This is a genomic window from Gordonia paraffinivorans NBRC 108238 (genome assembly GCF_000344155.1).
Taxonomy (GTDB): Bacteria; Actinomycetota; Actinomycetes; order Mycobacteriales; family Mycobacteriaceae; genus Gordonia; species Gordonia paraffinivorans.
Genome location: NZ_BAOQ01000005.1, coordinates 1 through 26,958 on the forward strand (window position 1 = coordinate 1; position 26,958 = coordinate 26,958).

General features: G+C 70.2%; 24 protein-coding genes. 13 read left to right on the forward strand and 11 right to left on the reverse strand.

The genetic code is table 11. The annotated features are described in order from the left end of the window. On the forward strand, positions 1 to 248 hold a 248-nt coding region (locus GP2_RS03040; RefSeq protein ID WP_006898996.1), incomplete at its 5' end, for an inositol monophosphatase family protein. 203 nt (positions 249 to 451) lie between these two features. On the opposite strand, the gene GP2_RS03045 is transcribed toward GP2_RS03040, so the two are convergent. From GP2_RS03045 to eccA, 3 genes are read right to left on the reverse strand one after another with little or no spacing between them, the layout of a single operon-like run. Further along, the gene (locus tag GP2_RS03045; RefSeq protein ID WP_006898997.1) at positions 452 to 991 is read right to left on the reverse strand and encodes a hypothetical protein; all 540 of its coding nucleotides are present in this window, start codon (positions 989 to 991) and stop codon (positions 452 to 454) included. Between the two features lie 13 nt (positions 992 to 1,004). After that, positions 1,005 to 1,502, reverse strand: a complete 498-nt coding sequence (locus GP2_RS03050) for a hypothetical protein (RefSeq protein ID WP_006898998.1) — start codon at positions 1,500 to 1,502, stop codon at positions 1,005 to 1,007. A 50-nt stretch (positions 1,503 to 1,552) separates the two neighbouring features. Continuing rightward, positions 1,553 to 3,337, reverse strand: coding sequence for a type VII secretion AAA-ATPase EccA (eccA, locus tag GP2_RS03055; RefSeq protein ID WP_006898999.1), 1,785 nt, complete (start codon positions 3,335 to 3,337; stop codon positions 1,553 to 1,555). Between the two features lie 208 nt (positions 3,338 to 3,545). Between eccA and purL the strand changes: the two genes are divergently transcribed. From purL to GP2_RS03070, 3 genes are all read left to right on the forward strand, one after another. Then, on the forward strand, positions 3,546 to 5,843 hold the full coding sequence (gene purL, locus GP2_RS03060; RefSeq protein WP_006899000.1) for a phosphoribosylformylglycinamidine synthase subunit PurL: 2,298 nt from the start codon (positions 3,546 to 3,548) through the stop codon (positions 5,841 to 5,843). A gap of 162 nt (positions 5,844 to 6,005) precedes the next feature. Continuing rightward, the gene (locus GP2_RS03065; RefSeq protein WP_006899001.1) at positions 6,006 to 6,374 is read left to right on the forward strand and encodes a CD225/dispanin family protein; all 369 of its coding nucleotides are present in this window, start codon (positions 6,006 to 6,008) and stop codon (positions 6,372 to 6,374) included. 175 nt (positions 6,375 to 6,549) lie between these two features. Next, complete coding sequence (locus tag GP2_RS03070) at positions 6,550 to 6,906, forward strand: DUF2752 domain-containing protein (RefSeq protein WP_006899002.1); 357 nt, start codon at positions 6,550 to 6,552, stop codon at positions 6,904 to 6,906. 54 nt (positions 6,907 to 6,960) lie between these two features. Here the strand turns inward: GP2_RS03070 and GP2_RS03075 are convergent, their stop codons facing one another. Together GP2_RS03075 and GP2_RS03080 are read right to left on the reverse strand one after the other, a co-directional pair. Then, positions 6,961 to 7,962, reverse strand: coding sequence for a glycerophosphodiester phosphodiesterase (locus GP2_RS03075; protein ID WP_006899003.1), 1,002 nt, complete (start codon positions 7,960 to 7,962; stop codon positions 6,961 to 6,963). A 12-nt stretch (positions 7,963 to 7,974) separates the two neighbouring features. Then, positions 7,975 to 8,361 carry a GNAT family N-acetyltransferase gene (locus GP2_RS03080; protein ID WP_040526302.1) on the reverse strand — a complete coding sequence of 129 codons (387 nt, stop codon included), beginning with the start codon at positions 8,359 to 8,361 and terminating at the stop codon, positions 7,975 to 7,977. A 92-nt stretch (positions 8,362 to 8,453) separates the two neighbouring features. Between GP2_RS03080 and GP2_RS03085 the strand changes: the two genes are divergently transcribed. Beyond that, complete coding sequence (locus GP2_RS03085; protein WP_006899005.1) at positions 8,454 to 9,533, forward strand: NAD(P)H-dependent amine dehydrogenase family protein; 1,080 nt, start codon at positions 8,454 to 8,456, stop codon at positions 9,531 to 9,533. Positions 9,534 to 9,547: 14 nt separating this feature from the next. Here GP2_RS03085 and GP2_RS03090 read toward each other — a convergent pair whose 3' ends face one another. Together GP2_RS03090 and GP2_RS03095 are read right to left on the reverse strand one after the other, a co-directional pair. Then, a complete protein-coding gene (locus tag GP2_RS03090; RefSeq protein ID WP_006899006.1) occupies positions 9,548 to 10,348 on the reverse strand; it encodes an NADPH-dependent oxidoreductase in 801 nt (266 codons plus the stop codon). A 345-nt stretch (positions 10,349 to 10,693) separates the two neighbouring features. Beyond that, positions 10,694 to 12,202, reverse strand: a complete 1,509-nt coding sequence (locus GP2_RS03095; RefSeq protein ID WP_006899008.1) for a glutamate-cysteine ligase family protein — start codon at positions 12,200 to 12,202, stop codon at positions 10,694 to 10,696. Between the two features lie 46 nt (positions 12,203 to 12,248). Here GP2_RS03095 and GP2_RS03100 point away from each other — a divergent pair, with 46 nt between their 5' ends. From GP2_RS03100 to purM, 3 genes are all read left to right on the forward strand, one after another. Beyond that, the gene (locus GP2_RS03100; RefSeq protein WP_040526319.1) at positions 12,249 to 12,647 is read left to right on the forward strand and encodes a sterol carrier family protein; all 399 of its coding nucleotides are present in this window, start codon (positions 12,249 to 12,251) and stop codon (positions 12,645 to 12,647) included. Between the two features lie 153 nt (positions 12,648 to 12,800). Next, positions 12,801 to 14,402 carry an amidophosphoribosyltransferase gene (purF, locus tag GP2_RS03105; RefSeq protein ID WP_006899010.1) on the forward strand — a complete coding sequence of 534 codons (1,602 nt, stop codon included), beginning with the start codon at positions 12,801 to 12,803 and terminating at the stop codon, positions 14,400 to 14,402. Between the two features lie 84 nt (positions 14,403 to 14,486). Further along, on the forward strand, positions 14,487 to 15,599 hold the full coding sequence (gene purM, locus GP2_RS03110) for a phosphoribosylformylglycinamidine cyclo-ligase (protein WP_006899011.1): 1,113 nt from the start codon (positions 14,487 to 14,489) through the stop codon (positions 15,597 to 15,599). 349 nt (positions 15,600 to 15,948) lie between these two features. Here the strand turns inward: purM and GP2_RS21100 are convergent, their stop codons facing one another. From GP2_RS21100 to ygfZ, 3 genes are all read right to left on the reverse strand, one after another. Beyond that, entirely contained in the window at positions 15,949 to 16,125 is a 177-nt protein-coding gene (locus GP2_RS21100; protein ID WP_006899012.1) for a DUF3073 domain-containing protein, read from the reverse strand. 94 nt (positions 16,126 to 16,219) lie between these two features. Next, on the reverse strand, positions 16,220 to 16,897 hold the full coding sequence (locus GP2_RS03115; protein WP_006899013.1) for an MOSC domain-containing protein: 678 nt from the start codon (positions 16,895 to 16,897) through the stop codon (positions 16,220 to 16,222). A 4-nt stretch (positions 16,898 to 16,901) separates the two neighbouring features. After that, complete coding sequence (gene ygfZ, locus GP2_RS03120; protein ID WP_006899014.1) at positions 16,902 to 18,080, reverse strand: CAF17-like 4Fe-4S cluster assembly/insertion protein YgfZ; 1,179 nt, start codon at positions 18,078 to 18,080, stop codon at positions 16,902 to 16,904. A 74-nt stretch (positions 18,081 to 18,154) separates the two neighbouring features. Here ygfZ and GP2_RS03125 point away from each other — a divergent pair, with 74 nt between their 5' ends. The 5 genes from GP2_RS03125 to cydC all read left to right on the forward strand — a co-directional run bounded on the left by GP2_RS03125 (position 18,155) and on the right by cydC (position 25,294). Then, positions 18,155 to 19,024 carry an aminodeoxychorismate lyase gene (locus tag GP2_RS03125; RefSeq protein ID WP_006899015.1) on the forward strand — a complete coding sequence of 290 codons (870 nt, stop codon included), beginning with the start codon at positions 18,155 to 18,157 and terminating at the stop codon, positions 19,022 to 19,024. A 215-nt stretch (positions 19,025 to 19,239) separates the two neighbouring features. Further along, complete coding sequence (locus GP2_RS03130) at positions 19,240 to 20,826, forward strand: cytochrome ubiquinol oxidase subunit I (protein ID WP_006899016.1); 1,587 nt, start codon at positions 19,240 to 19,242, stop codon at positions 20,824 to 20,826. 12 nt (positions 20,827 to 20,838) lie between these two features. Continuing rightward, positions 20,839 to 21,921, forward strand: a complete 1,083-nt coding sequence (cydB, locus tag GP2_RS03135) for a cytochrome d ubiquinol oxidase subunit II (RefSeq protein ID WP_006899017.1) — start codon at positions 20,839 to 20,841, stop codon at positions 21,919 to 21,921. Continuing rightward, complete coding sequence (gene cydD / locus GP2_RS03140; RefSeq protein ID WP_006899018.1) at positions 21,918 to 23,603, forward strand: thiol reductant ABC exporter subunit CydD; 1,686 nt, start codon at positions 21,918 to 21,920, stop codon at positions 23,601 to 23,603. Before cydB ends, cydD begins: the two co-directional genes overlap by 4 nt. After that, on the forward strand, positions 23,585 to 25,294 hold the full coding sequence (gene cydC, locus GP2_RS03145; protein ID WP_006899019.1) for a thiol reductant ABC exporter subunit CydC: 1,710 nt from the start codon (positions 23,585 to 23,587) through the stop codon (positions 25,292 to 25,294). The genes cydD and cydC overlap by 19 nt, the downstream gene beginning before the upstream one ends. A gap of 119 nt (positions 25,295 to 25,413) precedes the next feature. Here the strand turns inward: cydC and GP2_RS03150 are convergent, their stop codons facing one another. After that, complete coding sequence (locus GP2_RS03150) at positions 25,414 to 26,913, reverse strand: aldehyde dehydrogenase (RefSeq protein ID WP_006899020.1); 1,500 nt, start codon at positions 26,911 to 26,913, stop codon at positions 25,414 to 25,416. Positions 26,914 to 26,958: the final 45 nt, after the last annotated feature.

Genomic DNA, 26,958 nt, shown 5'->3' on the forward strand with positions numbered 1-26,958 from the left:
CGGGCGCCAAGGCCATGGCGGTGGTCCGCGGCGAGGCCGACGCCTATGTGCATGCCGGCGGCCAGTACGAATGGGACTCGGCCGCGCCGGTCGCCGTCGCGCGGGCCAAGGGGCTGTGGTGCGGGCGCATCGACGGCTCCGAACTGGTCTACAACAACGACGACACCTACCTGCCCGACCTGGTCATCTGCCGTCCGGAGCTGACCGAGGCGATCCTCACGGTCACCAGCGGGGGCGCCGGCGGCTGACCCGCCCGTCCACCGGTTCGGCGAGCCCTGGGGGGTCGGTCACCCGGCCGGGCTGTCACCGGGGCGCGGTGCGGAGCAGGTCGTAGAGCGTCGTGGTGCTGCTCGACGACGGTCGCGAGCACCGGTATCCGCCGTCCGGATCGCCCACGAGGACGAGGACCGTCCACGTGGACGGTTCACAGGAAGACGGCCGGCAGGACGACTCAGTGCGTCATCACGACCTTGATCACGACGATCGCGGTGGCGACCAGCGTCACGACTGCCGAGGCGATCACCGTTGCGCGGCTGGACCTCTCGTTGTTGAGGCGGTCGATGACGAAGACCGTTCCGCCGATGCGCAGCAGGATCACGATCTCCGCGGCCAGTTGCGCGGTGCGCGGCTCGATCCAGCCGAGCCAGGCCATGGCCAGGATGAGGCACGGGACCGACGCCGAGGACAGGATCGGCACCGAATCCCGCAGGTGGTGCAGGATCTCCGACTTCGTCGGGTGGATCGCGCCCTGGTGCACCCGGCGGCCGACCGCCTCGGCGAAGACGTGGGCGACGAAGGTCGAGGCCGCGGTGCCGAGCACGATGAGGATGCCGACGAAGTCATCGGTGAGGTGCAGCGGGATGAGCGCGGCCAGGATCAGGATGTTGCCGTAGATGTAGGCGCTGATCCGGGGCGCGGCGTGTTCGCGGTCCAGGGGGCGGCTCCGCGAGAACAGTGGGCCGTGCAGCACCGTCCACGGGCGATTCATCATGCTGGAGAACGTATCAGCGTCCGGCCACCAGTTCATCGACGACGTCGGAGACCTTGTCGTCGGGTCGGCTCAGGCAGGTCACGGCCACCACCATCGCGACCTGCTCGGCGTTGTCCTTCACCCCGAGCGAGGTGACCGCCGCGGCACGCGCGGCGTCGTCGAGTTCGCGGAAGGCGCGGCAACTCATCTTCGCGGCCTGGCCGGCCGCCGGTGCGCCGGCAGATGTCGTCGCCGACCGGGGCGCGGAGGTCTTCGTGGCGGGTCCGGCACCCGGAGCCGAGGGCTCCGGGGTCGCGGCGGACCGCTCCGCGCTCGTGGACGTGGCCCGAGACGTCGACGCTGCCGAGGACGCCGGGGCGGGCGAGGAGATCGACGATGCGGGAGCGGAGGTCGTCGGCTCGGGGGTGGTCTCGTCGGACGAGCATCCGGCGAGCGTCACCGACAGCGCGGCGGCGACGGAGCAGGTGAGCAGGCCGGGACGGACACGGGTGCGGGCCGAAGACGTGGGCATGCGCGGAACCTCTCTGTTCTGTGCTGACGGAAGCGGATCGGGACGCGGGTCTACCGTCGTAATCCTGACAGCACGCCGGAGATCGCCGAGCGGATGTCGTCGACCTCGATGCGCATGAGGTCGTCGGCCGTCAGCGATTCGAGATCGCCGGTCGTGCTCAGCCGGTACTCGCGCTCCTCCTCCGCCGATTCGATGATGTTGCGGATGAAGCGGCCGTTGCCGGCGAGGTCGGTGGCGCGCCGGGCGCCCGGGCCCTCGCCGCGAACGTCGTGGTAGAGCGGGGCGCAGGCCTGTTCGAGTTCGGCCACCGCCTCCGGGGTGAGCACGGAATCGCGCCTGCGCGCGATGAACTCGCCGATCTGCGCCAACTCCCGGGGTGTATAGGACTCGAACCGCACCCGGCGGGCGAACCGCGACGCCAGGCCGTCGTTGGAGGCCAGGAACCGGTCGATCTCGCCGTCGTACCCGGCGATGATCACCACCAGGCGGTCGCGGTCGTCCTCCATGCGCGCCAGCAGCGTGTCGACGGCCTCTCGGCCGAACGCGTCGCCGCCGGAGAGTCCCTGCTGGATCAGGGTGTAGGCCTCGTCGATGAACAGCACGCCGTCCATCGCGGAGTCGATGAGCGCGGAGGTCTTGATCGCCGTGCTGCCCAGGTGTTCGCCGACCATGTCGCGGCGCGAGGCCTCGACGACCTTGTCGGTCTTGATGAACCCCAGGCCGCAGTAGATCTTGGCGACGATCCGGGCCACCGTCGTCTTGCCGGTGCCGGGCGGCCCGGTGAACGCCAGATGGAGGCTGCGGGCCGTGGTGGACAGGCCCCGATCCGCGCGCACCCGCGCCAGCATCGCCGCGGACTGCAGCTTGGCGACCTGCTGCTTCACCGACTCGAGCCCGATCTGTTCGGCGAGCTCGCGCTGCGCCTCGCCCACCAGTTCGTCGGCGCCGTCGCCGGTGTCCTCGCCGGAGGACACGAGGGTCGTCCCGCGTTCGGGCACCGACCTCGGGTCCCACCTGTCGGTGCGGGCGGCGATCTCCTCGGCCGTCGTCGGGACGAGTTGCAGGCCCGGCGACTGCAGCGCCTGCACGGCCGCGGTCATCGCGGGGTTGCGGGCGTAGGCCTGCTCGAACATCGCCTTGGCCTTCTCCTCGTGCCCCTGCGCGCGCAGCGCCATGCCGTAGACGTACATGGCCTCGGTCGAGCAGGTCGGCAGCGGACCGTCGACGGCGTTCTGCAGTCGGCGTATCCCCTCTCCGAGCATCCCGAGATGGACGCAGGCGATGCCGGCCATCAGGTCGCCCACCGCCTGCATGACGGGGTCGCCCCACCGGTCCGAGCGGGTGAGGGCCGTCAGCACGTCGGGCCACCGCTGCGTGCGGAGATGCAGCAGGGCGCGGACGTAGTCGGTGATCGGCAGGCGATGTGCGGGCGGGATCTCGTCGAGCACCTCCTCGGCGCCGGCGAAGTCCGCGCCGCGGATCAGGCTCGCGGCGTAGGCGGCGGTCGCGTCCACGGCGGTCATCGCCGGGTATTCGATGTAGTAGCCGGTGTCCCACCGGCCGGCGAGCGTGCCCGGCGGCAGGCCCAGACGGCGCTGCTCGGCTCCGATCGACCCCCGGGCGCGGTACAGGCCGAGGATCACCTCGTCGGAGCGGTCGCCGCATGCCATCCGCCCGATCCAGGCGTCGCCCAGGGAGGAATCCCATTCGGTGGCCCGGGTGAAGGCCTTGGCCGCCTGGGCGGGATTGTTGATCGGTTCCTGGCCGTCGATGGGGATGTCGAGGCTCAGCACGCCCAGTTCGAAAAGCGCCCTCGCCTTGCGCACATCGGCCATCGCGTCCCCCCGTCGATCGTGTGAAGTCGGCACCGGTGCCTCGTCGCGGGCGGCACCCCGGCCCCAGCGCCCGCCCGGACGCACCCGTGCAGCTCGGGTGACAGACTATCGCCAGACCGGGGTGTCTCCCGGTGCAGATCTCCCCAGCCGAGACCGTCTGCCGCGCCCCGTCGGTCGCGACGCCCCGGCCACGCCTAGACTGGTCAAGGTGAGTGCCCAGGTGGATACCGTCTCAGCCGCTGCCCAGACCCCGGACCATCCGCAACCGTTCCGCGAACTCGGTCTCAAGGACGACGAGTACACGCGCATCCGCGAGATCCTCGGCCGTCGGCCCACCGACGCCGAACTCGCCATGTACTCGGTGATGTGGTCCGAGCACTGCAGTTACAAGTCCTCCAAGGTCCACCTGCGCTACTTCGGTGAGACCACCACCGAGGAGATGCGCGCCGGGATGCTGGCCGGCATCGGCGAGAACGCCGGCGTCGTCGACATCGGCGACGGCTGGGCGGTCACCTTCAAGGTCGAGTCGCACAACCACCCGAGCTACGTCGAGCCCTACCAGGGCGCGGCGACGGGCGTGGGCGGCATCGTCCGCGACATCATGGCGATGGGCGCGCGTCCGGTCGCGGTCATGGACCAGCTGCGCTTCGGCGCCGCCGACGCCCCCGACACCCGCCGCGTCGTCGACGGCGTGGTCCGCGGCATCGGCGGCTACGGCAACTCCCTGGGCCTGCCCAACATCGGCGGCGAGACCGTCTTCGACGCCAGCTACGCCGGCAACCCGCTCGTCAACGCGTTGTGTGCGGGCGTCCTGCGAGTCGAGGACCTGCACCTGGCCTTCGCCTCCGGCGCCGGCAACAAGATCATCCTGTTCGGCGCGCGCACCGGCCTCGACGGCATCGGCGGCGTGTCGGTGCTCGCCTCGGAGACCTTCGACGACGACGGCGACAATTCCGGGCCGAACCGCAAGAAGCTGCCGAGCGTGCAGGTCGGCGATCCGTTCACCGAGAAGGTGCTCATCGAGTGCTGCCTCGAGCTGTACAAGGCGGGCCTCGTCGTCGGCATCCAGGACCTCGGCGGCGCGGGTCTGTCCTGCGCCACCAGCGAGCTCGCCGCGGCCGGCGACGGCGGCATGCACATCGACCTGGAGAAGGTGCCGACCCGCGCCGAGGGAATGACTCCGGCCGAGGTGCTCTCCAGCGAGTCGCAGGAGCGCATGTGCGCGGTCGTCAAACCCGAGAACGTCGACGCCTTCCTCGAGGTCTGCCGTAAATGGGAGGTCCTGGCCACCGTCATCGGCGAGGTCACCGACGGCGACCGCCTGGTCATCGACTGGCACGGCGAGACCGTCGTCGACGTGCCGCCGCGCACCGTCGCCCACGACGGCCCGGTGTACGAGCGTCCGGTGGCGCGGCCCGAGTGGCAGGACACCGTCATCGCGTCGACGACCGAGCCGCTGCAGCGTCCGAGCACGCCCGAGAAACTGCGCGAGACGCTGCTGCACATGCTCGCCAGCCCGGCCCTGTGCAGCCGCAAGTTCATCACCGAGCAGTACGACCGCTACGTCCGCGGCAACACCGTCCTCGCCGAGCATGCCGACTCCGGCATGATCCGCATCGACGAGCGGACCGGCCGCGGCATCGCCCTGGCGACCGACGCCTCGGGCCGCTACACGTTCCTCGACCCGTACCGGGGCGCGCAGCTCGCGCTGGCCGAGGCCTACCGGAACGTCGCGGTGTCGGGTGCCACCCCGCGCGCGGTCACCAACTGCCTCAACTTCGGCTCGCCTGAGGATCCGGCCGTCATGTGGCAGTTCCAGCAGGCGGTCCGCGGCCTCGCCGACGGCTGCGCACAGCTCGGCATCCCGGTCACCGGCGGCAACGTCAGCTTCTACAACCAGACCGGTTCGACCCCGATCCTGCCGACGCCGGTGGTCGGCGTGCTCGGCGTCATCGACGACGTGCACCGACGGATCCCCACCGGCTTCGGCACCGAGCCCGGTGAGACCCTGATCCTGCTCGGCGAGACCCGCGACGAGTTCGACGGCTCGATCTGGGCGCAGGTGGCCCATGACCATCTCGGCGGCGTCCCGCCGGAGGTCGACCTCGAGCGCGAGCGCCTGCTCGCGGAGATCCTGACCGCCGCCTCGCGCGACGGATTGGTCTCGGCCGCACACGATCTCAGCGAGGGCGGTCTCATCCAGGCCGTCGTCGAGTCGGCGCTCGCCGGTGAGACCGGGTGCCGGGTCCTGCTGCCGGAGGATGCCGACCCGTTCGTCTGGCTGTTCTCCGAGTCGGCCGGCCGCGTCCTGGTCGCGGTGCCGCGCACCGAGGAATCCCGCTTCGTCGCGATGCTCGACGCCCGCGGCATGCCGTGGACCCGGATCGGCGTGGTGGACCAGGGCAGCGATTCGGTAGAGGTGCAGGACTACTTCTCCGTGCCGCTGACCGAACTGCGCGAGGTTCACGAGTCGACGCTTCCGCGCCTGTTCGGCGACGTCGTCTAGGACGCAGAATTCTCGTGTGATGCGTGAGGGCCCCGAAATCCGGGGCCCTCACGTATATCGGCCGTGTATGCCGTTGGGAGGAATCTCGCTCGCGGAGGCGGGCGGTCGGGGGGTCTTCGGGTTACGCTCGCTCTCGTTCTCAGCCGAGCCGAAAGGGCGCAGATGACCAATCCCTACGATCCGAACCAGCCGAATTGCGGTCCGGCGGGCTACGGACAGCAGCCGTACGGCGCCTATCCCGGTGGGCCTGCCTACGGTCCCGAGCCCGACAACAACCTCGTCTGGGCGATCCTGTCCACGGTGCTGTGCTGCCTGCCGACGGGCATCGTCGCGATCGTGAAGTCGACCTCGGTCAGCAAGCTCTGGGCGATGGGCGATTTCGCGGGCGCCCAGAAGGCGGCCGACGATGCCAAGAAGTGGGCACTGTGGGGTGCGATCGCCTCGGTCGTCTGCTGGGTTCTGTTCGTCATCGTCTATGTCCTCTTCTTCGTCATCCTGTTCGGCGCCGCGGCGTCGTCCTCGGCGTACTGAGGTTGTCGGGCGAACCGAGGCCGAGGTCGGGACGGTGAGAGCCGGAGCAGACGACGCGGATGCGGTGAGCGCCGGGGTCGGGCCCCCGGGGCGGATCGCCTCTGTCGGCCGTCGACTGTCGACGCTCCCGGCGCATCGGGTACTCGGCCCGGCGGCCGTCCTTTTCGGTGTCGGGATGTGTTGCGCCGCAATCTGGTTCGGCGACCCGACCACGCCGGGCGGAGCGTTGCCGGCGTGCCCCACCAAGTTCTTCCTCGGGATCACCTGCCCGGGGTGCGGTATGCAGCGGGCGATCTACTCGCTCCTGCACGGTGATCTGGCGGCTGCGTTGCACTACAACGCGGTCGGCGTCATCGCACTCGCCCTGTTGCTCGTGAGTTTCGGGACCTACTGCCTGCGCCTGTGGACCGGTCGGCGGATCCGCGGCTGGCACAACCTGCGTTGGTCGGCGGTCGCCGTGCTCCTCGTGGTGATCGCGTGGTTCGTCGTCCGGAACATCCCGGTGCAGCCGTTCTGGTCCCTACACGTCTGAGACGACACCGGTCTGACTCTTCTCAGACCCGGGTCGTCTCAGGTCGGGATCGTCTCAGGCGCGGGTCGTCGTCGGTCCGGGCCCGAGGCCGGTCGTGCGCCGCACCCAGCGGACGAGCCGTGATCCCGAATCGGTTCTCCCCGTCAGGGTATCGTCGTCGAGCCGCTCGAAGTCGAGTGCGGCGAGGGACTCCGGGTCGTCGGTCGTGATCTGGTCGACGCGGAGTTCGAGAAGCCGCCGGACCTCCCGGACGGTGTCGGGCACCACCCTGGTCACCGTGTAGCCGTCGACGCGCCGGTCGCGGGCATGGAATGCGTCGACCAGATCGACCCCGTTGCGGTCGGCCGCCAGGATCAGGCGGTTCTCCAGATAGATCATCTCCGCATCGGGCGACGCGGACACCGCCCGGTCGACGAATCCCGCGTAGTCGCCGGAGCGGATGGCCGCATCGGCCGCACCGCGATGGCATGGGTCGTAACCGACGCGGATTCCCGGTGCCGCGGACGTCAGTCGCTCCACCGCCGCCGCGTCTCCGCACGACAGGATGTAATGCGAGGCGAAGGGGGCGACGCCGGCGGCGAAGATCTCGACGGCGCGGTCGTCGAGCGCCGCGGCGTCCTCCTTGAAATCCAGTTGGAGCAGGGCGTCGGGTGCGATCTCGATGCCGGTGAGGAGATCGGTGAGGTCCTCGAGGAGCAGCACGCGCTCGCCGGTCGGCCGTCCCCGGTTGTCGAGCAGCGTCTGCCCGCGGAGGTAGGAGGCGGGTAGGGCTGCGATGGCGCCGCTGCCGGTGGTGGCCCGGTCGATGCGGCGGTCGTGCAGCACCGCGAACCCGCGGTCGGCGTGGATGACCAGGTCGACCTCGACGGACGCGCCGAGTCGCATGCCCTCGACGATGCGAGACGCGGTGAACGGCGGATCGTCGGCACGTCGGCGGCCACGGTGCCACTTGAGCATCGTCCGGTGTCCGCGGAAGTCGATGGAAAGCGGTGCCGAGGGATCTTTCGAGGGTCGGCCGGAGGCGCGGTCGGCGGGAGGCGGCGCGGGGTCGGACATGGCGGAGGGGATTCAGTCTCGCTGCGTGCGGAGCCAGGCCAGCACGTCGGGCGTGACGGGCCGGGAGCTGTCGGCGTATTCGGGATGCTTGCCGAGGAAGGCCTTGACCAGCGGGCACACCCCGATGATCGCCAAGCCGCGGGCGCGGGCGTCGTCGAGGGCCTCGCGGACGAGGATCGTGGCGAGACCGCGCCCGCCGAAGGTCTCGTCGACCTCGGTGTGGAAGAAGACCCGCTCGGTCGGCGCCCCGTCCCGGTCCCGGTCGCGGTATTCGGCGAAGCCCGCAAGGGTGGCGGCGCCGTCGGCCGTCGTGCCGGGCTCGGACACGGTGATCTCGTAGCGACGTGCGGCAGGAAGGTCTGCGACCGCCGTCGGTGCACCGGTCTTGTCAGTGGTCACCCACCGGAGTCTGCCACGAACGCCGGCTGTCGACGAGGGCCGATTTGGCGGAACCCGCCGTCCGCTCCTGAAACGTGTTCTAGTTTGAGGGCATGGCGCTACGTGTGGTCGAGTGGTCGACCGGAACGGTCGGCAGGCATGCAATCGCGGGCATCGACGCCCACCCCGACCTCGAACTCGTGGGGGTCTGGGTGTCCAACCCGGACAAGGTCGGAAAAGACGCCGGAGAGCTCGCCGGCCTCGGTCGCGAACTGGGCGTCCGCGCGACGTCGGACCGGGATGCGCTGATCGCCCTGAAACCCGACTGCATCGTGCACACCGCGATGACCGACGACCGCGTCATGGAGTCGATCGAGGACCTGATCTGGTTCGTGGAGAACGGGGTCAACGTCGTCTCCAGCGGGCCGGTGGTGCTGCAGTTCCCGTTCGGCATCCTGCCCGACTCCCTGCTCGAGCGGATCGAGAAGGCGGGAGCGGCGAGCGGGGCCAGCCTGCACGTCAACGGCATCGATCCCGGGTTCGCCAATGACGTTCTGCCGCTGTCGATGACAAGCCTGTCACAGCGGATCGACGAGGTGCGCTGCCAGGAGATCGCGGACTACTCGACGTATTACCAACCGGTCGTGATGCGCGACCTGTTCGGCTTCGGGCAGCCCATGGACACCACTCCGCTGTTGCTGTCGCCGGGCATCCTGTCGATGGGATGGGGATCGGTGGTGCGGCAGATCGCCGCCGGACTCGGCGTGACGCTCGACGAGCCGCTCGTCGAGCGGGTCGAACGCGTCGCGGCCGACCGGGATTACTCGACCGTGTCGGTGGAGATCCCCGAGGGCACCATGGCCGCGTTGCGTTTCGAGGTGGTCGGCCAGGTGAACGGCGTGGATCGGGTTGTGCTGGAACACTACACACGCACGCATCCCGACCAGTGCCCTCAGTGGCCGCGCCCGAACTCCGGCGACGGCTGCTACCGCATCCTGATCTCCGGCGAGCCGGAGATGGCCGTCGAGTTCGGGCATCACGGCGAGAACGGCGACCACAACGTCTCGGGCATGATCGTGACCGCGATGCGCCTGGTGAACTCCGTTCCGGCCGTGGTCGAGGCCCATGCGGGTCTGGTGACCGCGCTCGACCTCCCGCTCATCACCGGGCGGGGGCTCGTGGCGCGGGGCTGAGCTTCGCGCCCGGCTCAGCGCGAGGGCCAGCCCAGATGGGCGAGCTCGTCGCGCAGCTTGTCCCGGCCGCTGAGCGATTCCGGTCCGGCCAGTCGCCCGACGACACGGTCGCTCCAGCCGCCCGTCAGCCCATGACGCGTGTTGTAGGCCTCCAGTGCGGCGTCGTAACCCTCGATGAGGCGGTCCGTCTCGGCGGGGTCGGAGTACTGCTCGTGGTGCAGCACCACATCCTGCGGCAGGCGCGGCTTGATGCCGGCGTCCTCGGTGGGGTCGGGCGTCCCGACCGCGAGGCCGAACGTGGCGACGGCGTGATCGGGGAGTCCGAGCTCGGCCGCGACCTCGCGCGGGCGGTTACGGATCGCGCCGACGAACACCGTTCCCAGACCGAGTGATTCGGCCGCGACGACCGCGTTCTGTGCGGCCAGCGCGGTATCGACGAAACCGAGGATCGTGGACTCGAGGTAGTCGGCTCCGTCGAGCCGCGCCCCGGCCCGGGCGGCGAGGCGCCGGGCCCGCGACAGGTCGGCCACCCAGACCAGGAACAGCGGCGCCTGGTCGATGAACGCCTGACCGCCGGCGAGTTCGGCGAGCCGCGCCTTGCGGGCGCGATCGCGCACCGCGACGACGCTCCACGCCTGCAGATTCGACGACGTGGCCGCGGACTGCGCGGCGGCCACGATCGCGTACAGCTCGTCATCGCTCACCGGGCGGTCGGTGAACCGCCGCACCGAGCGATGGGCGAGTTGCAGCGCGATGGTGTCGTTGGCGACGCCGAGTCGGGCCGCGGGATCCGCGTAGCGTTCGTGGACGGTCATGTGCTGCTCCTGATCCGGGTGGACGTCAGTTCGCCGAGGCGGGTTGGGGCGCCTCGATGCCGAGGTGCTCCGGGCGGATAGACCGTACACCGGCGACCCGGCCGGCGATCGAGCCGAGGCGTTCCACCTCCTCCGGCGAGAGCGCGACGTCTACCGAGGTCGCCGGCGTCGCGACGGCGGATCGCCGGATCGGCGACTCCGGCCGGTGTCGCGGTTCCGGAACGAGGCGGCGGACGATGAATGCCGTTGTCCGGGAATGGGTTTTGTGTCTCCGGGCCTCCGGGTCTCCGGGCCTCCGGGGATCGGCTGCCCGGCCTACACGTCAGGCGGGGACGTGGCGGCGGCCTAGACGTCCCACGTGTGCACCGGCTCGCCCTCGTGCATGAGGGTGATGTAGTCGCCGAGCATGCCGCGCAACGCCTCCGACCGCGTCTCGCCGGCCCGCTCCCGGGCCGCCACCGCTTCGCGCTGCCACACCGACCCGGTCCGCCGGGTGACGCAGCGTCCCTCGATCACCGACAGGTATCTCTTGCGGGCCTTGTCCGAGACGCCGTACGCGCGGAGCCCCTTCTCGGCGAGGGTCAGCAGGCGACGGAGGACGAGTTCGTCCGGCCGCACCCAACCCACATCGGGCCAATAGAGTTGTGACTCCATCCCGAAATGGGCGCCGGACTGGAGGTTCTCGGCTGCCGCGTTGAACGACATCTGCGACCACAGCGGGCGGTCGGATTCGACGAGCCCCCGGACCACCCCGTAGTAGAAGGCGGCGTTTGCCATCGTGTCGACGACCGTCGGCCCGGCGGGCAGCACCCGGTTCTCGACGCGCAGATGTGCCTGCCCCTCGTGGATGTCGTAGACCGGCCGGTTCCAGCGGTACACGGTGCCGTTGTGCAGTCGCAGTTCGTCGAGCGTCGGGATGCGCCCGGCGTCGAGTTCGGCCAGGGGGTCGACGTCGGTGGAGACGGGCAGCAGCGCAGGGAAATAGCGGGTGTTCTCCTCGAAGAGATCGAAGATGGTGTTGATCCAACGCTCGCCGAACCACACGCGTGGCCGGACGCCCTGGTTCTTCAGCTCCAGCGGCCGGGTGTCGGTGGCCTGCTCGAAGACCGGGATGCGGCTCTCGTGCCAGAGCGCGGTCTCGGCGAGGAAGGGCGAGTTGCCGGCCAGCGCGACCTGGATGCCCGCGATGGCCTGCGCGGCATTCCAGTGGGCCGCAAAGTCTTCCGGGGCCACCCGCAGATGCAGCTGCAGCGAGGTGCAGGCCGCCTCGGGCAGGATCGAGTCCGTCGAGGTGTGCAGGCGCTCGCTCTGATGGTCGTCGTCGAGCGGGACGCCGCTGATGTCGATCTCGAGGTCCTCGCCACGCGCGGCGAAGATCTGCTGGTTCAGCAGGTCGTAACGGGGGTTGGCCGAGATCCATTGATGGGCGAAGTGTTCGGACTTCAGGGTGGGGAGCATCCCGATCATCACGAGATGGTTGTCGGTCCGCGCGGCGCGCTCCTCGGCCCGGTTCAGCGACGTCCGCAGGGCCTGCTCGAGGGAGATCGTGTCGTCGGTGGTGAACGGCCTCGGCGAGACGTTGATCTCGATGTTGAACTGGCCGAGCTCGGTCTGGTAGTCGGGGTCGGCGATCGCGTCGAGCACGGTGGCGTTGGCCATCGCCGGGCGCAACATGTCGTCGACCAGGTTCAGCTCGACCTCCATGCCGAGCAGCGGCTTCGGCGGCCGGCCGTGGTCGGTGAAGAGGCCGTCGGCGAGCATCCGGGCGATGGCGTCCGTGCCGCGCTTGACCTGTCGTCGGAACCGCACGCGGTCCTCGCCCGTGAACTCCTGCTTGTCCACCTCCGCACCCATGGACACATACTGCCCCAGATCAGGCGTCGTGAACCCCGTTGCGAAGATGTCTGACGTGGTTGTGCGCAAGAAAGTCGATCCCGCGGAGGTCCGGGCGGCGGTCCTCGCCGTCGCCGACTGGCTCGTCGATCCGTCGGCGCCCACGCCGTCGCGTGCCGAGCTCGCCGCGGCCGTCCGCGGGACCGCGCGGACACTCGAACAACTCGCCCCCGGCAACTCGGTGGAGGTGCGCATCCCGCCGTTCGTGGCGGTGCAGTGCATCGAGGGGCCGCGCCACACGCGCGGCACCCCGCCGAACGTCGTCGAGACCACCCCGCGCGCCTGGCTCGAGCTGGTGACCGGCCGGTTGTCGTTCGACGACGCGGTCGCCGACGGCACGGTCGACGCGTCGGGGCATCGGGCCGCGCTGGTGGCCGAGTTGCTGCCGCTCGTGCCCCTGAGATGAGTGTGATCGGTCACTGATGGGGGGTGACGTGGAATTACTCGCCTCCGCGAGCCGCTGCAAGATTCGCAATGCGAGGCGACGGCCACGTAAACTCCCGTTTGTCTCCCAGCACTTCTACGTGTTACCCGATTCGCAGCCCAGGGGAGCTAGTCGATGACTGATCGTTCGATCACCAACGTGAACCTGCTCGCTCCCACGGCACAGGCGCGCGGATGCGCCGCCGGTGGGTGTGCGCCGAAGCCGGCCCCGCTGGACGAATCCGAGAACGAACCCCGCGAGGAGTGCGGCGTATTCGGCGTGTGGGCGCCGGGCGAGGACGTCGCGAAGCTCACCTACTACGGCCTCTACGCCCTGCAGCACCGCGGCCAGGAAGCCGCGGGCATCGCGGTCGGCGACGGCAGCCAGGTCGTGGTGTTCAAGGATCTGGGCCTCGTCAGCCAGGTGTTCGACGAGCAGACCCTGGGCGCCATGAGCGGACACGTGGCCGTCGGCCACTGCCGGTACTCCACCACCGGCTCGACCACCTGGGAGAACTCCCAGCCGATCTTCCGCACCACCGACGCCGGCACGGGTGTGGCCCTCGGACACAACGGAAACCTCGTCAACACCGCCGAACTGGCCGCCCGCGCCCGGGAGATCGGCATCAAGAGCTCCGCGGCCACCTCTGACTCCGACGTCGTCGGAGCGCTCCTCGCCCACGGCGCCGCCGACAGCTCGATCGAGCAGGCCGCTCTCAAGCTGCTGCCGACCCTCAAGGGCGCCTTCTGCCTGACCTTCATGGACGAGCACACGCTCTATGCGGCGCGCGACCCGCACGGAGTGCGCCCCCTGTCGCTGGGCCGCCTCGACCGCGGCTGGGTCGTCGCCTCCGAGACCGCGGCCCTCGACATCGTCGGCGCGTCCTTCGTCCGCGACATCGAGCCCGGCGAGCTGCTCGCCATCGACGCCGACGGCGTGCGGTCGCAGCGTTTCGCCGAGCCGACCCCGGCGGGCTGCGTCTTCGAGTACGTCTACCTCGCCCGGCCCGACTCGGTGATCCACGGACGGTCGGTGCACTCGGCCCGCGTCGACATCGGACGCCGCCTCGCCCGCGAGCATCCCGCCGAGGGCGACCTGGTCATCCCGGTGCCCGAGTCCGGCGTCCCGGCGGCGGTGGGCTTCGCCCAGGAATCCGGCATCCCCTACGGCCAGGGCCTGATGAAGAACGCCTACGTGGGGCGCACCTTCATCCAGCCGTCGCAGACCATCCGTCAGCTCGGCATCCGGCTCAAGCTCAACCCGTTGCGCGAGGTCATCCGCGGCAAGAGCCTCGTCGTCGTCGACGACTCGATCGTCCGCGGCAACACCCAGCGCGCGCTCATCCGGATGCTGCGCGAGGCCGGCGCCGCCGAGGTGCACGTCCGCATCGCGTCGAGCCCCGTGCGCTGGCCCTGCTTCTACGGCATCGACTTCGCCTCCCCGGCCGAGCTCATCGCCAACGGCATGGAGTCCGAGGAGGGCATGGTCGAAGGGGTGCGCCAGGCGATCGGCGCCGACTCGCTCGGCTACATCAGCATCGACGAGATGATCGCGGCGACCGAGCAGCCCGCCTCGTCGCTGTGCGCCGCGTGCTTCGACGGCAACTATCCGATCGAACTGCCCAAGGAGAGCTCCCTGGGCAAGGCGGTGCTCGAGCAGATGCTCGCCGCCGCCGGGGACGGGGTCGACCCGCTGACGAAGCCCAACGACAACGTCAGCGCAGTCATGCGTCCCTGAATCCGGGGGAAGTGCACTCCGGTACCGTGTGATCCGTCGGCGAACACGCCGAGAACGACTTTTCGACAAGGGGTGCTTGCGGAGATGACCGAGCGGGATGCGGCTGCCGACGAGACGACTGGCTCCACGCCGCCGGCGTCCTATGCGGCGGCCGGGGTCGACATCGACGCCGGTGAGCGTGCGGTGGAACTCATCTCCCCGCACGCCAAGCGGGCGTCACGCCCCGAGGTGCTCGGCGGGCTCGGTGGTTTCTCCGGCCTGTTCGCGCTGAAGGGCAACTACCGGGAGCCGGTGCTCGCCGCGGCGAGCGACGGCGTCGGCACCAAGCTCGCGATCGCGCAGGCCATCGACAAGCACGACACCGTCGGCCGAGACCTCGTCGCCATGTGCGTCGACGACCTCGTCGTCTGCGGCGCCGAGCCGCTGTTCCTGCAGGACTACATCGCGGTCGGCAAGGTGGTCCCCGAGACCGTCGCCGAGATCGTGGCCGGCATCGCCGACGGCTGCGTCGACGCCGGATGTGCGCTGCTGGGCGGTGAGACCGCCGAGCATCCCGGCCTGATGCAGGACAACCACTACGACCTGTCGGCGACCGCTGTCGGCGTCGTCGAGGCCGACGACGTGCTCACCCCGGACCGCGTCCGGGCCGGCGACGTCGTCATCGCCATGGGCTCGTCCGGCCTGCACTCCAACGGCTACTCGCTCGCCCGTAAGGTCCTCCTCGAGTGGGGCCACATGGACCTGCGCGGACACGTGGAGGAGTTCGGCCGCACCCTGGGCGAGGAGCTCCTCGAGCCGACCCGCATCTACGCCCGCGACTGCCTGGCGCTCATCGCCGAGGCCGACGTCCGGACCTTCGCCCACATCACCGGTGGCGGTCTGGCGGAGAACCTGGCGCGCGTGATCCCGCAGGGGCTCGTCGCCGAGCTGGAGCGCAACACCTGGACCCCGGCGCCGATCTTCGCGCTGATCGCCCAGCGCGGCCGCGTCGAGCAGCTCGAGATGGAGCGCACCTTCAACATGGGTGTCGGTATGGTCGCGGTCGTCGCGCCCGAGGACACCGATCGTGCGCAGGCCGTGCTCACCGCCCGCCACGTCGACAACTGGGTGCTGGGCACGATCAAGCGCGCCGCGGACCCCAAGAGTACCGAGGCCCGCCACCGCGTGTCCCTGGTCGGCGAGCACCCGCGGTTCTGATCCGCAGACGCGCCGAAGAGACCAGAGCGGACAGCGACACAGGGCAACACGAAGAGCGGCGGAACCGGTTCGGTTCCGCCGCTCTTCGTGTTGTCGATCGCGAAGTGCGTCGATCGGATTCGTTCTGTGCAGACGACTCGGCAGGTCCGCCGAGGACTCATCCACCCACGGCCGTCACGGTCGTCGTCGGAACAGGCTGTGATCCGACGCGCTCCGGACGTTCGCGGTGTCGCGAGCGCCCGGAGCGTACGGGAAGATCAACCCGCGTCGCCGCAGGTCCGCTTGAGCGGAGAGGTCGTGGGAAGAGGTCGGGCGCCTGTGGTGAGACGGACGCCCGGAGTGGTGCGCGTCAGGCGCGGCGCCACTCGTCCTCGTCTGCCCACTCGTCCACCGGATCCGGACGATCAACCGGGCTGCTCTGCCCGGACAGCTCTCGCTGCAGACGTTCCAGATCGGTGTTCGGTGTGGAGTACTTCAGCTGACGTGCAACCTTCGTCTGCTTTGCCTTTGCCCGGCCGCGGCCCATACGGGACCCCCTCGCACAATGACGGGGCGGCCAAACATTTTGGCGGCCCCGTTCTCTTGAAGTAATTCTGTCGTGCTGCCAGTCTAGCGCGCCTCTACAGATTGTGTGCCGCGCCCTGCCCTGCCGCGTCGTCGAGCGGGGCGGACCTGGCGAGAATGCGGGTGGCCTCGCGCCGCACCTTGGCCGGGAGATCGTCGGCCGCCAGCAGCGTGCGAAGGGCGTCGGGATCGGTCCCGATGAGCAGATGGCGGGCCGTCACGCCGTGTCCGGGGCGATGGATCACCTCGACCGTGTCGCCGGCGGCGACCGTGCCCGGCCGGAGAACCCGCAGGTAGGCGCCGAAATCGGCGCGGTTCATGAACCGTTTGACCCATCGGGGCTCGCCGGCCCACTCGGCGAACGTGCGGCAGGGCACGCGCGGGATCGTGACCTCGAGCACGAGCCCGTCGTCGCCGACCCGCCACTGTTCCCCGACGTGCGCGTCGGAGACGCCGATCCCATCGATCCGGAGGTTCTCCCCGAACCATCCGTAAGGAAGCTCACGCCCGAGCTCTTCCGACCAGCGGCGCGCCTCCGGCTCGGAGTAGGCGTACACCGCCTGATCGACACCGCCATGATGCCTGCGGTTGCGCTGATGGTCGGCCACGAGACCCAGCGCGCCGACCTCCGCGCGCCCGGAGAGCGCGCGCTTGTCGATGGCGGAGGGGCCGATGCCCTTCAGGACGACATCCCGGCCGGCCGCGCAGACGGCCAGCACGGTTCCGGTGCCCACCGGGTCACGCGTCCCGGGGCGCGGCGCCGGACCGCAGGCGCTCGATGGCCGCGCGCCCGGCCTGGACGTGTTCGTCCTCGCGGACCGAGTCGGGATCGATGCGGGCGCTGACCGGTTCCTCCGCTCCCGCCGCGAGGTCGACGTCGGCACCGACGTTGCGCTTGACGAGTGCGAGCGCCACGGGACCCCACTCGTAGTGGTCGACGACCGTGCCCAACCGGCCGACGGCGCGTCCGCCGGCGGTGACCGGGTCGCCGGTGGCGGGTCGCCGGTCGGTGCTGCCGTCGAGGTGGAGCAGCACCAGGCGCCGGGGTGCCTTGCCGAGATTGTGGACGCGGGCGACGGTCTCCTGACCGCGGTAGCAGCCCTTGTCGAGGTGGACCGCGCCCTCCTCGCCGGGGCCGCCGATCCAATCGACCTCATGGGGGATGGTCCGCTCGTCGGTGTCGACGCCGAGCCGGGGGCGCCGGGCGGCGACGCGCAGGGCCTCATGAGCCCAGCTGCCGGCCATGCGCGCACCCGCCTCGGCCAGCGCCTCCCACCACCGGAGCAGGACGAACTCGGGCACGACGACGTCGACGACCGGCAGGTCGCGGTCCTCGCCCAGCGGCGGCATCCGCCGCCAGAAGCCCAGCGGCTCGTCCTCGTGATGGGTCTCGGGGAGGTCGCCGGCGCGGTACACGTCGGCGTCGGCCGGTATCTCGAGCAGGTCGGCGACCGGCCCGGTGACCGCGGCGGGGCCGACGAGCGTCAGGACCCGCATGTCGGGGCGCAGGACCGGGTCGGCCTTGGCCCAGAACACCATCTTCTTCAGGAAGCCGGCCAGCGGCTCGCCGCGGGAGCCCTCCGTGTCGATCCAGGTGACGCCGTCGACGTCGGTGAGGACGAAGTGCTCCTCGACGCGTCCGTTCGCGTCGAGCGACAGGTTCTCCGCGCTGCGGCGGTCGGGCAGATCGGCGACATGCTGGCTGGAGATCGTGTGCAGCCAGCTCAGCCGCTCGTCCCCGGAGAGTTCGATGACCGCGCGGTCGGAGCGGTCCACGACGATCACCCCGCGCGCCGCCGCACGCTGCTCGCCGAGGGGATCACCGAAGTGCCACGGGGTCTCGGCGGAGGGGAAACCTCCGGGGCCGGGCACCGCCCCGGACTCGGAATACCTGGTCAGGATGGGTGAACGGCTCACGGGTCGATTCTACGGGTCCGGGTGTCCGCGGGGGCGCGCAGCGCGGGTGCGGCGACCATGGCAGCCTCGTATCCATGTCGGATTCGATCCTCGTCACGCTCGACGGCGCCCGCCACGACGCCGATGCCCCCTTCCTCCACGCCGACGACCTCGCGGCGGTACGCGGGGACGGCATCTTCGAGACCCTTCTCGTGCGCGGCGGACGCGCCCGCTGCGTGCGCCTGCATCTCGAGCGGCTCGGACGCAGCGCCACGGCGATGGGACTCCCGGCACCCGACGAGGGCGAGTGGCGCCGTGCCGTCGACGCCGCGGTGTCGATGTGGACGCAGGAGCGCGGCACGGCCGGGGAGGCGCTGTTGCGCCTGGTCTATACCCGCGGGCGCGAGCACGGCTATGCGCCGACGTCATACCTCACCGTCGAGGCGGTCCCCGAGCGTGTGGCGTCCGCACGGGCCGACGGGGTCTCGGTGGTCACACTCGACCGCGGCTTCTCGATCGATCTCGCCGCGCGGGCGCCCTGGCAGCTCCTGGGCGCCAAGACCCTCAGCTACGCGACCAACATGGCCGCGCTGCGGCATGCCGCGTCGGAGGGCTACGACGACGTCATCTTCGTCAGCAGCGAGGGCGTGGTCCTCGAGGGGCCGCGCTCGTCGGTGGTCGCGGTCTACGGCGACACCCTGGTGACCCCGCCGCCGGAGATCGGGATCCTCGAGTCGACCACCGTGCGCGCGGTCTTCGATCTCGCCTCCTCCGAGGGCTGGAAGACCAAGGCCGACCTGTTGCGGCCGGCAGACCTCGTCGCGGCCGACTCGGTCTGGCTGATGTCGAGCGTCACCCTCGCCGCCCGGGTCACGCACCTGAACAGATATGTGATGCCGGCACCGCAAGATCTGGACATGATTCCCGAACTGGTCAATCGCGCCATCTCCGACGAACAGAATTGATCCCGGTCACACGGGCCTGCTCCCGGGGCTGGGTCACACACTGCTCGAGGTGAGAGGGAATACACCCTGAACAGGGGATTGTCGGGACCTTTGCCGCTTGAGTAGGTCAGGTGACCAGGCGTAGCGTCGCGCTGGGACTTACTACCGGACGTAGTAGGTCGCGTGCATTGGGAACCTGCCGGTGACAACCGGTGACCTGATTCGAGGCAAAAGATATGAATGCTCTGGACATCTCCAGGTGGCAATTCGGGATCACGACGGTCTATCACTTCATCTTCGTCCCGCTGACGATCGGCCTCGCGCCGATGGTCGCGGTGATGCAGACGGTGTGGCACGTCACCGGCAACGAGCAGTGGCTCCGCGCGACCCGATTCTTCGGCAAACTCTTCCTCATCAACTTCGCGCTCGGTGTCGCGACAGGCATCGTGCAGGAGTTCCAGTTCGGCATGAACTGGAGCGAGTACAGCCGGTTCGTCGCCGACGTCTTCGGCGCGCCGCTGGCGCTGGAGGGGCTCGTCGCGTTCTTCCTGGAGTCGACCTTCCTGGGGCTCTGGATCTTCGGCTGGGACCGCCTGCCCAAGAAGGTCCACCTCGCCACCATCTGGCTGGCGGCCATCGGCGTGAACGCCTCGGCGTACTTCATCATCGCCGCGAACTCGTGGATGCAGCATCCCGTCGGCGTCAAGTGGGACGAGGCCCGTAACCGGCCGGCGATGGACGACTTCTGGGCGGTCATCACCAACAACACGACGCTGGCGGCCTTCCCGCACGTGATCGCGGGCGCGTTCCTGACCGCGGGCACCTTCGTCGCCGCCATCGGCATCTGGTGGATGGCGCGGAACATGTGGCGCGCCAAGAAGCTGCGCGAGGCGACCGAGACCGGCGATGCGAGCGTCGTCCCGGAGAGCACCTCGCCCAGCCACATCGACGCCACTCCCGAGACACTCGAGAAGGACGCACGCGACCTGTGGCGCCCGGTCACCCGGTTCGCGCTGTGGGTGACCCTGGTGTCGGGCCTCGCGCTGTTCGTCACCGGCGACATCCAGGGCCAGATCATGTTCAAGCAGCAGCCGATGAAGATGGCGTCGGCGGAGTCCCTCTGCGAGACCCAGACCGGCCCCGGCTTCTCGGTGCTGTCGACCAGCCGGCAGAACAACTGCGACGACATCAACCACCTCATCGAGATCCCCAAGATGCTGTCGTTCCTCGCGACGCACCGGTTCGACGCGACCCTGCAGGGCGTGGAGAACCTGCAGGAGCAGTACCGGGAGGCCTTCGCCGACAACCCGAACGTGCCGGCGAACCAGAACTTCGCGCCGAACCTCTTCGTCACCTACTGGGGCTTCCGCGCCATGATCACCTGGGCGCTCGGCTCGGTCGTGGTCGCTCTCGGCGGCCTGTGGCTGACCCGGCGCAAGCGGGTGGTCGAGTCCCGCAGGTTCGGCTTCATCGCCCTGCTGATGATCCCGACGCCGTTCCTGGCCAACAGCTCCGGCTGGATCTTCACCGAGATGGGCCGTCAGCCGTGGGTCGTCGCACCGAACTGGGAGGACGACCTGGACCCGCTGCGCATCAGCATGCTGGTGCAGAACGGCGTGTCCAACCACACGCCGCCGGTCCTGTGGGCCACCCTCATCGGCTTCACCCTGATCTACGGAGCGCTGGGCGTCATCTGGTTCATGCTGCAGCGGCGGTACGTCATCGAGGGGCCGGCGAGCTACGACTCGCGGCCGCCGGGCGATGACGACGGCGATTCCGATTCCGAATCCGACGAGCCCAGGCAGCTCTCGTTCGCGTACTAGGAGGAGACTGACATGGGACTCCCAGAATTCTGGTTCTTGGTCATCGCGGTTCTGTTCGTCGGGTACTTCGTCCTCGAGGGATTCGACTTCGGCGTCGGCATGCTGATGCCGTTCCTCGGCTCCAGCCACACCGGCGGCGACGACAAGGTGTCGCCGGACGACCCCGAGGCCGACCCGGACAAGCGCCGCCGGGTGCTGCTCAACACCATCGGCCCGGTGTGGGACGGCAACGAGGTGTGGCTGCTCACCGCCGGCGGTGCGCTGTTCGCGGCGTTCGGCGGCTGGTACGCCACGATGTTCACCGCGTTCTACCTGCCGCTGTTCCTCATCCTGATCGGCCTGATCACCCGCGTGTGCGCGATCGAGTGGCGTGGCAAGATCGACAACCCGCGCTGGCGGATGTGGTGTGACGTCGGCATCGGCCTCGGCTCGTGGATTCCCGCGATCCTGTGGGGCGTCGCCTTCGCCAACGTCGTGCGCGGCCTGCCGATCGACGCCGACGCCCAGTACACCGGCGGGTTCTTCAACCTGCTCAACCCGTATGCCCTGCTCGGCGGCGCGACCACGCTGCTGGCCTTCCTCACCCACGGCGCCGTCTTCATCGCGCTGAAGACCAGCGGCGTGCTCCAGGAGGACGCCGCCCGGTACGCCTCGCGCCTGGCGTGGCCGACGCTCGTCGTCGCGGTGGCCTTCCTGCTGTGGACCCAGTTCGCCTACGGCAACGGCTGGACCTGGATCCCGGTGCTGATCGCGGCGGTCGCCGCCCTCGGCATGGTCGCCACGACGCAGGTCGGTCGGGAGGGCTGGGCCTTCCTGTTCACCTCGATCGCCATCGCCGGCACGGTGGCCACGTTGTTCGCGGTCCTGTACCCGAACGCGCTGCCCTCGACGCTGAACGAGGCGTGGAACCTGACCATCGACAACACGTCGTCGAGCAGCTACACGCTCACGGTGATGACGTGGGCGGCGGTGTTCATCACGCCGGTGGTGATCGCCTACCAGGCGTGGAGCTACTGGGTGTTCCGCAAGCGCCTGTCGGTCAAGCAGATCCCGGATTCCCACGGGCTGTCGTCGCTGCGTGTGACGAGCAAGTGAGATCCCGGCCCCCGGTCGATCCGAGGCTGCTCCGGTACTCGCCGACCACGCGTCGGTACGTGGCGGTCACGGCGGTGTTCGCGGTGGCGGAGGTCATCGCGATCATCGTCGCCGCGTGGATGGCGGCATCCATCCTCTCGGAGCTGATCGTCGCACCGGAGCTGCGCTCGTTCGGCTCGCAGTGGGTGCATCTGGTGGTGCTGGCCGTCGCGATGGGGGCACGGGCGGTGATGGCCTACGGCCACGACCGCTACTCCCACCGCGCGGCGGAGCGGGCGATCGCCGAACTGCGCGCCGAGGCCCTCGACGTGCTCACGGACCCGCGCCGGACGTCCGGACGGACGCTCCTCGGGGTCCGTGAGCACGCGGCGACGGTGCTGCTCCGCGGGTTGGACGCACTGGGGCCCTACCTGTCCGGATTCCTGCCCGCCATGGTGGCGGCGGTCGCGATCACCCCCACCGTGGTCGTGGTGATCGCCCTGGCGGACTGGCCGTCGGCGATGATCATCCTGATCACGCTGCCGCTCATCCCGCTGTTCATGATCCTGGTCGGCCTGATGACCAAGGACCGGACCACTCGCAAGCTGGCGACGATGAGCCGGCTCACCGCCCAACTGCTCGACCTGATCGCGGGCCTGCCCACCCTGCGCGCGCTGAACCGGGCGCAGGCGCCCGCCGCGCAGGTCGCCGAACTCGGCGAGGCGCACCGGCGCAGCACCATGTCGTCGTTGCGGGTGGCGTTCTTGTCCGGGGCGGTGCTCGAGCTGCTCGCGACCCTGTGCGTCGCCCTCGTCGCCGTCGGCATCGGCCTGCGCCTGGTCTTCGGCGAGATGTCGCTGTATGCGGGTGTGTTCGCGCTCATCCTGGCTCCCGAGGCGTACCTGCCGCTGCGCCGGGTGGGTGCGCAGTTCCACAACTCGACCGACGGGCTGACCGCCGCGGAACAGGTGTTCGAGCTGATCGACACCGCAGGCGAGGAGGAGGCGCCCGCCGGAGGCGGACGAGGCGTGACCGTCGCGGGCGCGCCGGTCACCATCCTCGATCTCGGGGTGCACGGCCGCGACGGCTGGGCTCCGGAGTGCTTGCAGGCGACGATCGAGCCGGGCACGGTCACGCTGTTCACCGGACCCAACGGCTCCGGGAAGTCGACGACCCTCGCCGCGATCATGGGGCTGCTCACCCCCGACGACGGGTCGGTCCTGATCGGCTCGACGCCGGTGCTGCACGCCGACCCGGAGTCCCTCCACGAGCAGATCGCCTGGCTGCCGCAGCAGCCGGTGATCGTGCCGGGGACCGTCGGCGAGAACCTCGAACTCTTCGGTGCGCTCGACACCGAGGCCGCCGAGCGTGCGGCCGTGGCGAGCGGCTTCGGCAGCGTGGTGCCGGAGTTGCCCGCGCGACTCGACACCCGGCTCGGCGCCGGCGGCGTGGGTCTGTCGGCAGGACAGCGTCAGCGTCTCGCCCTGACCCGGGTGCTCGCCTCGCCTGCGCCGCTGTTGCTGCTCGACGAGCCGACCGCCCACCTCGACGCGGCCTCGGAGCGGGCGGTGCTCGAGGTCCTGCGCGAACGGGCGCGCGCGGGCGACACCGTCATCCTCGTCGCCCACCGCGACGTCGCGCGTGAGTTCGCCGACCAGATCGTCGACTTCGGGGGAGGTGTGCCGTGCGTGACGACCCGTTGATCCGCGCGTTGGGCCTGCTGGGGCTCCGCAGGGGCGCCGTCGCCAAGGCCCTGCTGCTCGGCGTGGGCGGTGCCCTGTCGGCGCTCGGCCTCGCCGCGCTGTCGGCCTGGCTGATCACCCGCGCCTGGCAGCAGCCCCCGGTGCTGTACCTGTCGGTGGCGATCACCGCCGTCCGCGCCCTGGGCATCTCGCGCGGCCTGCTGCGCTACCTCGAACGGCTCGCCACCCACGACCTGGCGCTGCGCGCGATGTCGACCGCACGGGAGCGGCTCTACCGGGCGCTCGCCACCGGCAACCCCGCCTACTCGGTGACGCTGCGTCGCGGAGAGCTGTTGACGCGCACCGGGGATGACATCGACGAGATCGGCAACGCGCTGATCCGCGGGCTCATCCCGATCGGCGTGGGCGCCACCACGGCGCTCGCCGCGGTCGTCGTGATGGCGCTGGTGTCGATCCCGGCGGCGTCGGTGCTGGCGGTCGCGCTGATCGTCAGCGGCGGTGTCGCACCGTGGCTGGCCGCGCGCGGTGCCGCACGCACGATCCACGACGGGGCGCAGGCCGGCGCGGAGTCCGCGGAGGCCACGACCACCGCCCTGTGGCACGCCGCCGAACTGACCGTCGCCCGGCGCCGCGCGCAGATCCTGGCGGCGGCGGCCGATGCGGACCGCCGCCATCTGGAGGCCACCGATCGCGGGCGCCGCATGGAGGCGGCCGCCGCGGCGGCGACCCCGCTGTCGATGGGTGTGTCGCTGCTCGCGGCGTGCGTCATCGCGATCATCCTCGCGTCGCAGGTCTCCGGATCGCTGGCCGGCATCGCGTCGGGTGAAGGTCTCACCCCGATGATCCTGGGCGTGCTGATCCTGCTGCCGTTGTCGGCGTTCGAGTCGACCGCGCCGCTCACCGAGGCGGGCCTGCAGCTGGAGAAGAGCAGGCAGAGCGCGGCGCGGGTCATGGCCCTGGTCGACGGCGCCCGGGAGGGTGCGGACGACGCCGACACCGCCGACGTGCCGGTGCATCCCGGTGCGGTCGAGGTCACGACGAGCGGATTGCGCTGGGGGCGTGCGGATCGCGCGCTCGCCGGCCCCGCCGACGGGCTCGACCTGGATCTGCGACCGGGCTCTCGGCTCGCGGTCGTCGGGCCCAGCGGCGTCGGCAAGTCGACCCTGCTGCTGACCCTGGCGGGACTGCTCCCACCGGTTGCGGGCGAGGTGAGGTGCGTCGACGTCTCGACCCGCGCCGAGGTCGGGTTGCGCGCGGCCGCCTGCTACTTCGCGGAGGAGGCGCACATATTCTCCACGTCGGTGCGCGAGAACCTGCGCGTCGCGCGCGGAGACGTGACCGACGAGGAGATCGGCGAGGCGTTGCGGACCGTCGGCCTCGACGGCTGGCTCGCTCGCCTGCCCGAGGGCCTGGACACCACGCTGTTCGGCGGCGCCGAGGCGGTCAGCGGCGGTGAGCGCAGGCGCCTGCTGCTGGCACGCGCGCTTCTGCACCGGGCGCCGGTGGTCCTGCTCGACGAGCCGACCGAGCACCTCTCGGCCGACGACGCCGATCATCTGCTGCGCCGCCTGCTCGGAGCCGAGGACGACCTGTTCGGCCCGGACCGGATCGTCGTCGTCGTGACGCACCAGGTGCCGGCCGAGGTCGGTCACGCGAAGGTCGTCGAGGCGGCGGGTGCCGCCGCGCGCTGAGGCGTCGCCGCAGACAGTCCGCCGCGAAGGCCATCTCGCCACACCATCCGGGGACGCAGACAAGAACCGGGGCCGGACGCAGCGCGTCCGGCCCCGGTACCCCCTGTGAGAGATGGGATTCAGTCGGTCTTCACCTCGTAGCCCATCGGCAGCATGGTGGACTTGTGCTCGAGGAAGGACTCGAGGCCCTCGCGACCGTTCTCGCGGCCGATGCCCGAGTTCTTGTAGCCGCCGAACGGCGACTCGGGATCGATTGCGTACCAGTTGATCCCGAAGGTACCCGTGCGGATCTTGGTGGAGATCTCGATGCCGCGCTCGACGTCGCTGGTCCAGACGCTGCCGGCCAGGCCGTAGCTGGAGTCGTTGGCGATGGCGATCGCCTCGTCGACGTCGTCGTAGGCGATCACCGACAGGACCGGGCCGAAGATCTCCTCCTGCGCGATGGTCATGTCGTTGGTGACGCCGGTGAAGATCGTCGGGGTGAGGAAGTAGCCGGGCTCGAGGTCGGCCGGGCGCTCGCTCTCGAGAACCGGTGTGGCACCGGCCTTCTTGCCCTGCTCGATGTAGCCCTCCACGCGCTGGCGCTGCTTCTCGGAGATCAGCGGGCCCAGTTGCGCCTCGGGATCGGACGGGAGTCCGACCTTCATCGTCTTGGCCGCCTCGACCATGGCCGCGACGATCTCGTCGTGACGGCTGCGCGGCACCAGGATTCGGGTCTGGGCCACACACGCCTGGCCGGTGTTGAACAGGCCGAGGAAGGTCAGCATGAAGGCGTTCGACGCGATGTCGACGTCGTCGAGCACGATCGCCGCGGACTTGCCGCCGAGTTCCAGCGAACACCGCTTGAGCGATTCGGCGCAGGCGGCGCCGATCGCCTTGCCCGCGGCGGTGGACCCGGTGAAGGTGATCTTGTCGACGTCCGGGTGGGCGACGAGGGCCTGGCCGGTCTCGGTGCCGCCGGTCACCACCGAGATCGCCTCCGGCGGCACGCCGGCCTCGATGAACAGCTGGGCGACGTAGTTGCCGGTCAGCGGGGTCTCGGGCGCGGGCTTGAGCACCACCGAACAGCCCGCCGCGAGAGCGGCGCCCATCTTGTTGCAGGTGATGAACAGCGGGACGTTCCAGGCGCAGATGGCGCCGACGACGCCCACCGGCTCACGGGTGATGCGGGTGGTGCCGAACAGGCCGGTCCGGTACTCCTCCCACTGGTAGTCGCGGGCGGCGTTGGCGTAGGCCCGCAGCACGCCGGTTCCGGGCAGCTGCTGCAGGGTGCTGATGGCGCTCGGCGGTGCGCCCATCTCGGCCGAGACGAGGGCGGTGATCTCGTCGCCGCGCTCGTCGATCAGGTCGGCGACCTTCGCGATGATGTCCGCGCGCTGCGCCGGGGGCGTCGAACTCCACACCCCGGAGTCGAAGGCGGCACGAGCGGCGCGGACCGCGGCGTCGACGTCGGCGGCGTCGGCATGCGGGACGGAACCCACGCGCTCGCCGGTGGCGGGGGAGAACACCTCGAGGGTCTCGGTGGAATGCGGGTCGACCCACTGGCCGCCGATGAGCAACTGGGATCGGTCGCCACCGCCGACGATGGTGGCGGTGCTGGACTCCACGGTCTCGGTCATTGCGCGTGTGCTCCTCAGGAGGACGGGATCTTGCCCGGTCACGCA

Bases quoted from the DNA above. Each gene is read 5' to 3' on its own strand.
- GP2_RS03045 (WP_006898997.1), bottom strand. From the start codon at position 991: ATGATGAATCGCCCGTGGACGGTGCTGCACGGCCCACTGTTCTCGCGG.
- GP2_RS03050 (WP_006898998.1), bottom strand. From the start codon at position 1,502: ATGCCCACGTCTTCGGCCCGCACCCGTGTCCGTCCCGGCCTGCTCACC.
- eccA (WP_006898999.1), bottom strand. From the start codon at position 3,337: ATGGCCGATGTGCGCAAGGCGAGGGCGCTTTTCGAACTGGGCGTGCTG.
- GP2_RS03065 (WP_006899001.1), top strand. From the start codon at position 6,006: ATGACCAATCCCTACGATCCGAACCAGCCGAATTGCGGTCCGGCGGGC.
- GP2_RS03070 (WP_006899002.1), top strand. From the start codon at position 6,550: ATGTGTTGCGCCGCAATCTGGTTCGGCGACCCGACCACGCCGGGCGGA.
- GP2_RS03075 (WP_006899003.1), bottom strand. From the start codon at position 7,962: ATGTCCGACCCCGCGCCGCCTCCCGCCGACCGCGCCTCCGGCCGACCC.
- GP2_RS03085 (WP_006899005.1), top strand. From the start codon at position 8,454: ATGGCGCTACGTGTGGTCGAGTGGTCGACCGGAACGGTCGGCAGGCAT.
- GP2_RS03090 (WP_006899006.1), bottom strand. From the start codon at position 10,348: ATGACCGTCCACGAACGCTACGCGGATCCCGCGGCCCGACTCGGCGTC.
- GP2_RS03095 (WP_006899008.1), bottom strand. From the start codon at position 12,202: ATGGGTGCGGAGGTGGACAAGCAGGAGTTCACGGGCGAGGACCGCGTG.
- GP2_RS03100 (WP_040526319.1), top strand. From the start codon at position 12,249: ATGTCTGACGTGGTTGTGCGCAAGAAAGTCGATCCCGCGGAGGTCCGG.
- purF (WP_006899010.1), top strand. From the start codon at position 12,801: ATGACTGATCGTTCGATCACCAACGTGAACCTGCTCGCTCCCACGGCA.
- purM (WP_006899011.1), top strand. From the start codon at position 14,487: ATGACCGAGCGGGATGCGGCTGCCGACGAGACGACTGGCTCCACGCCG.
- GP2_RS21100 (WP_006899012.1), bottom strand. From the start codon at position 16,125: ATGGGCCGCGGCCGGGCAAAGGCAAAGCAGACGAAGGTTGCACGTCAG.
- GP2_RS03125 (WP_006899015.1), top strand. From the start codon at position 18,155: ATGTCGGATTCGATCCTCGTCACGCTCGACGGCGCCCGCCACGACGCC.
- GP2_RS03130 (WP_006899016.1), top strand. From the start codon at position 19,240: ATGAATGCTCTGGACATCTCCAGGTGGCAATTCGGGATCACGACGGTC.
- cydB (WP_006899017.1), top strand. From the start codon at position 20,839: ATGGGACTCCCAGAATTCTGGTTCTTGGTCATCGCGGTTCTGTTCGTC.
- GP2_RS03150 (WP_006899020.1), bottom strand. From the start codon at position 26,913: ATGACCGAGACCGTGGAGTCCAGCACCGCCACCATCGTCGGCGGTGGC.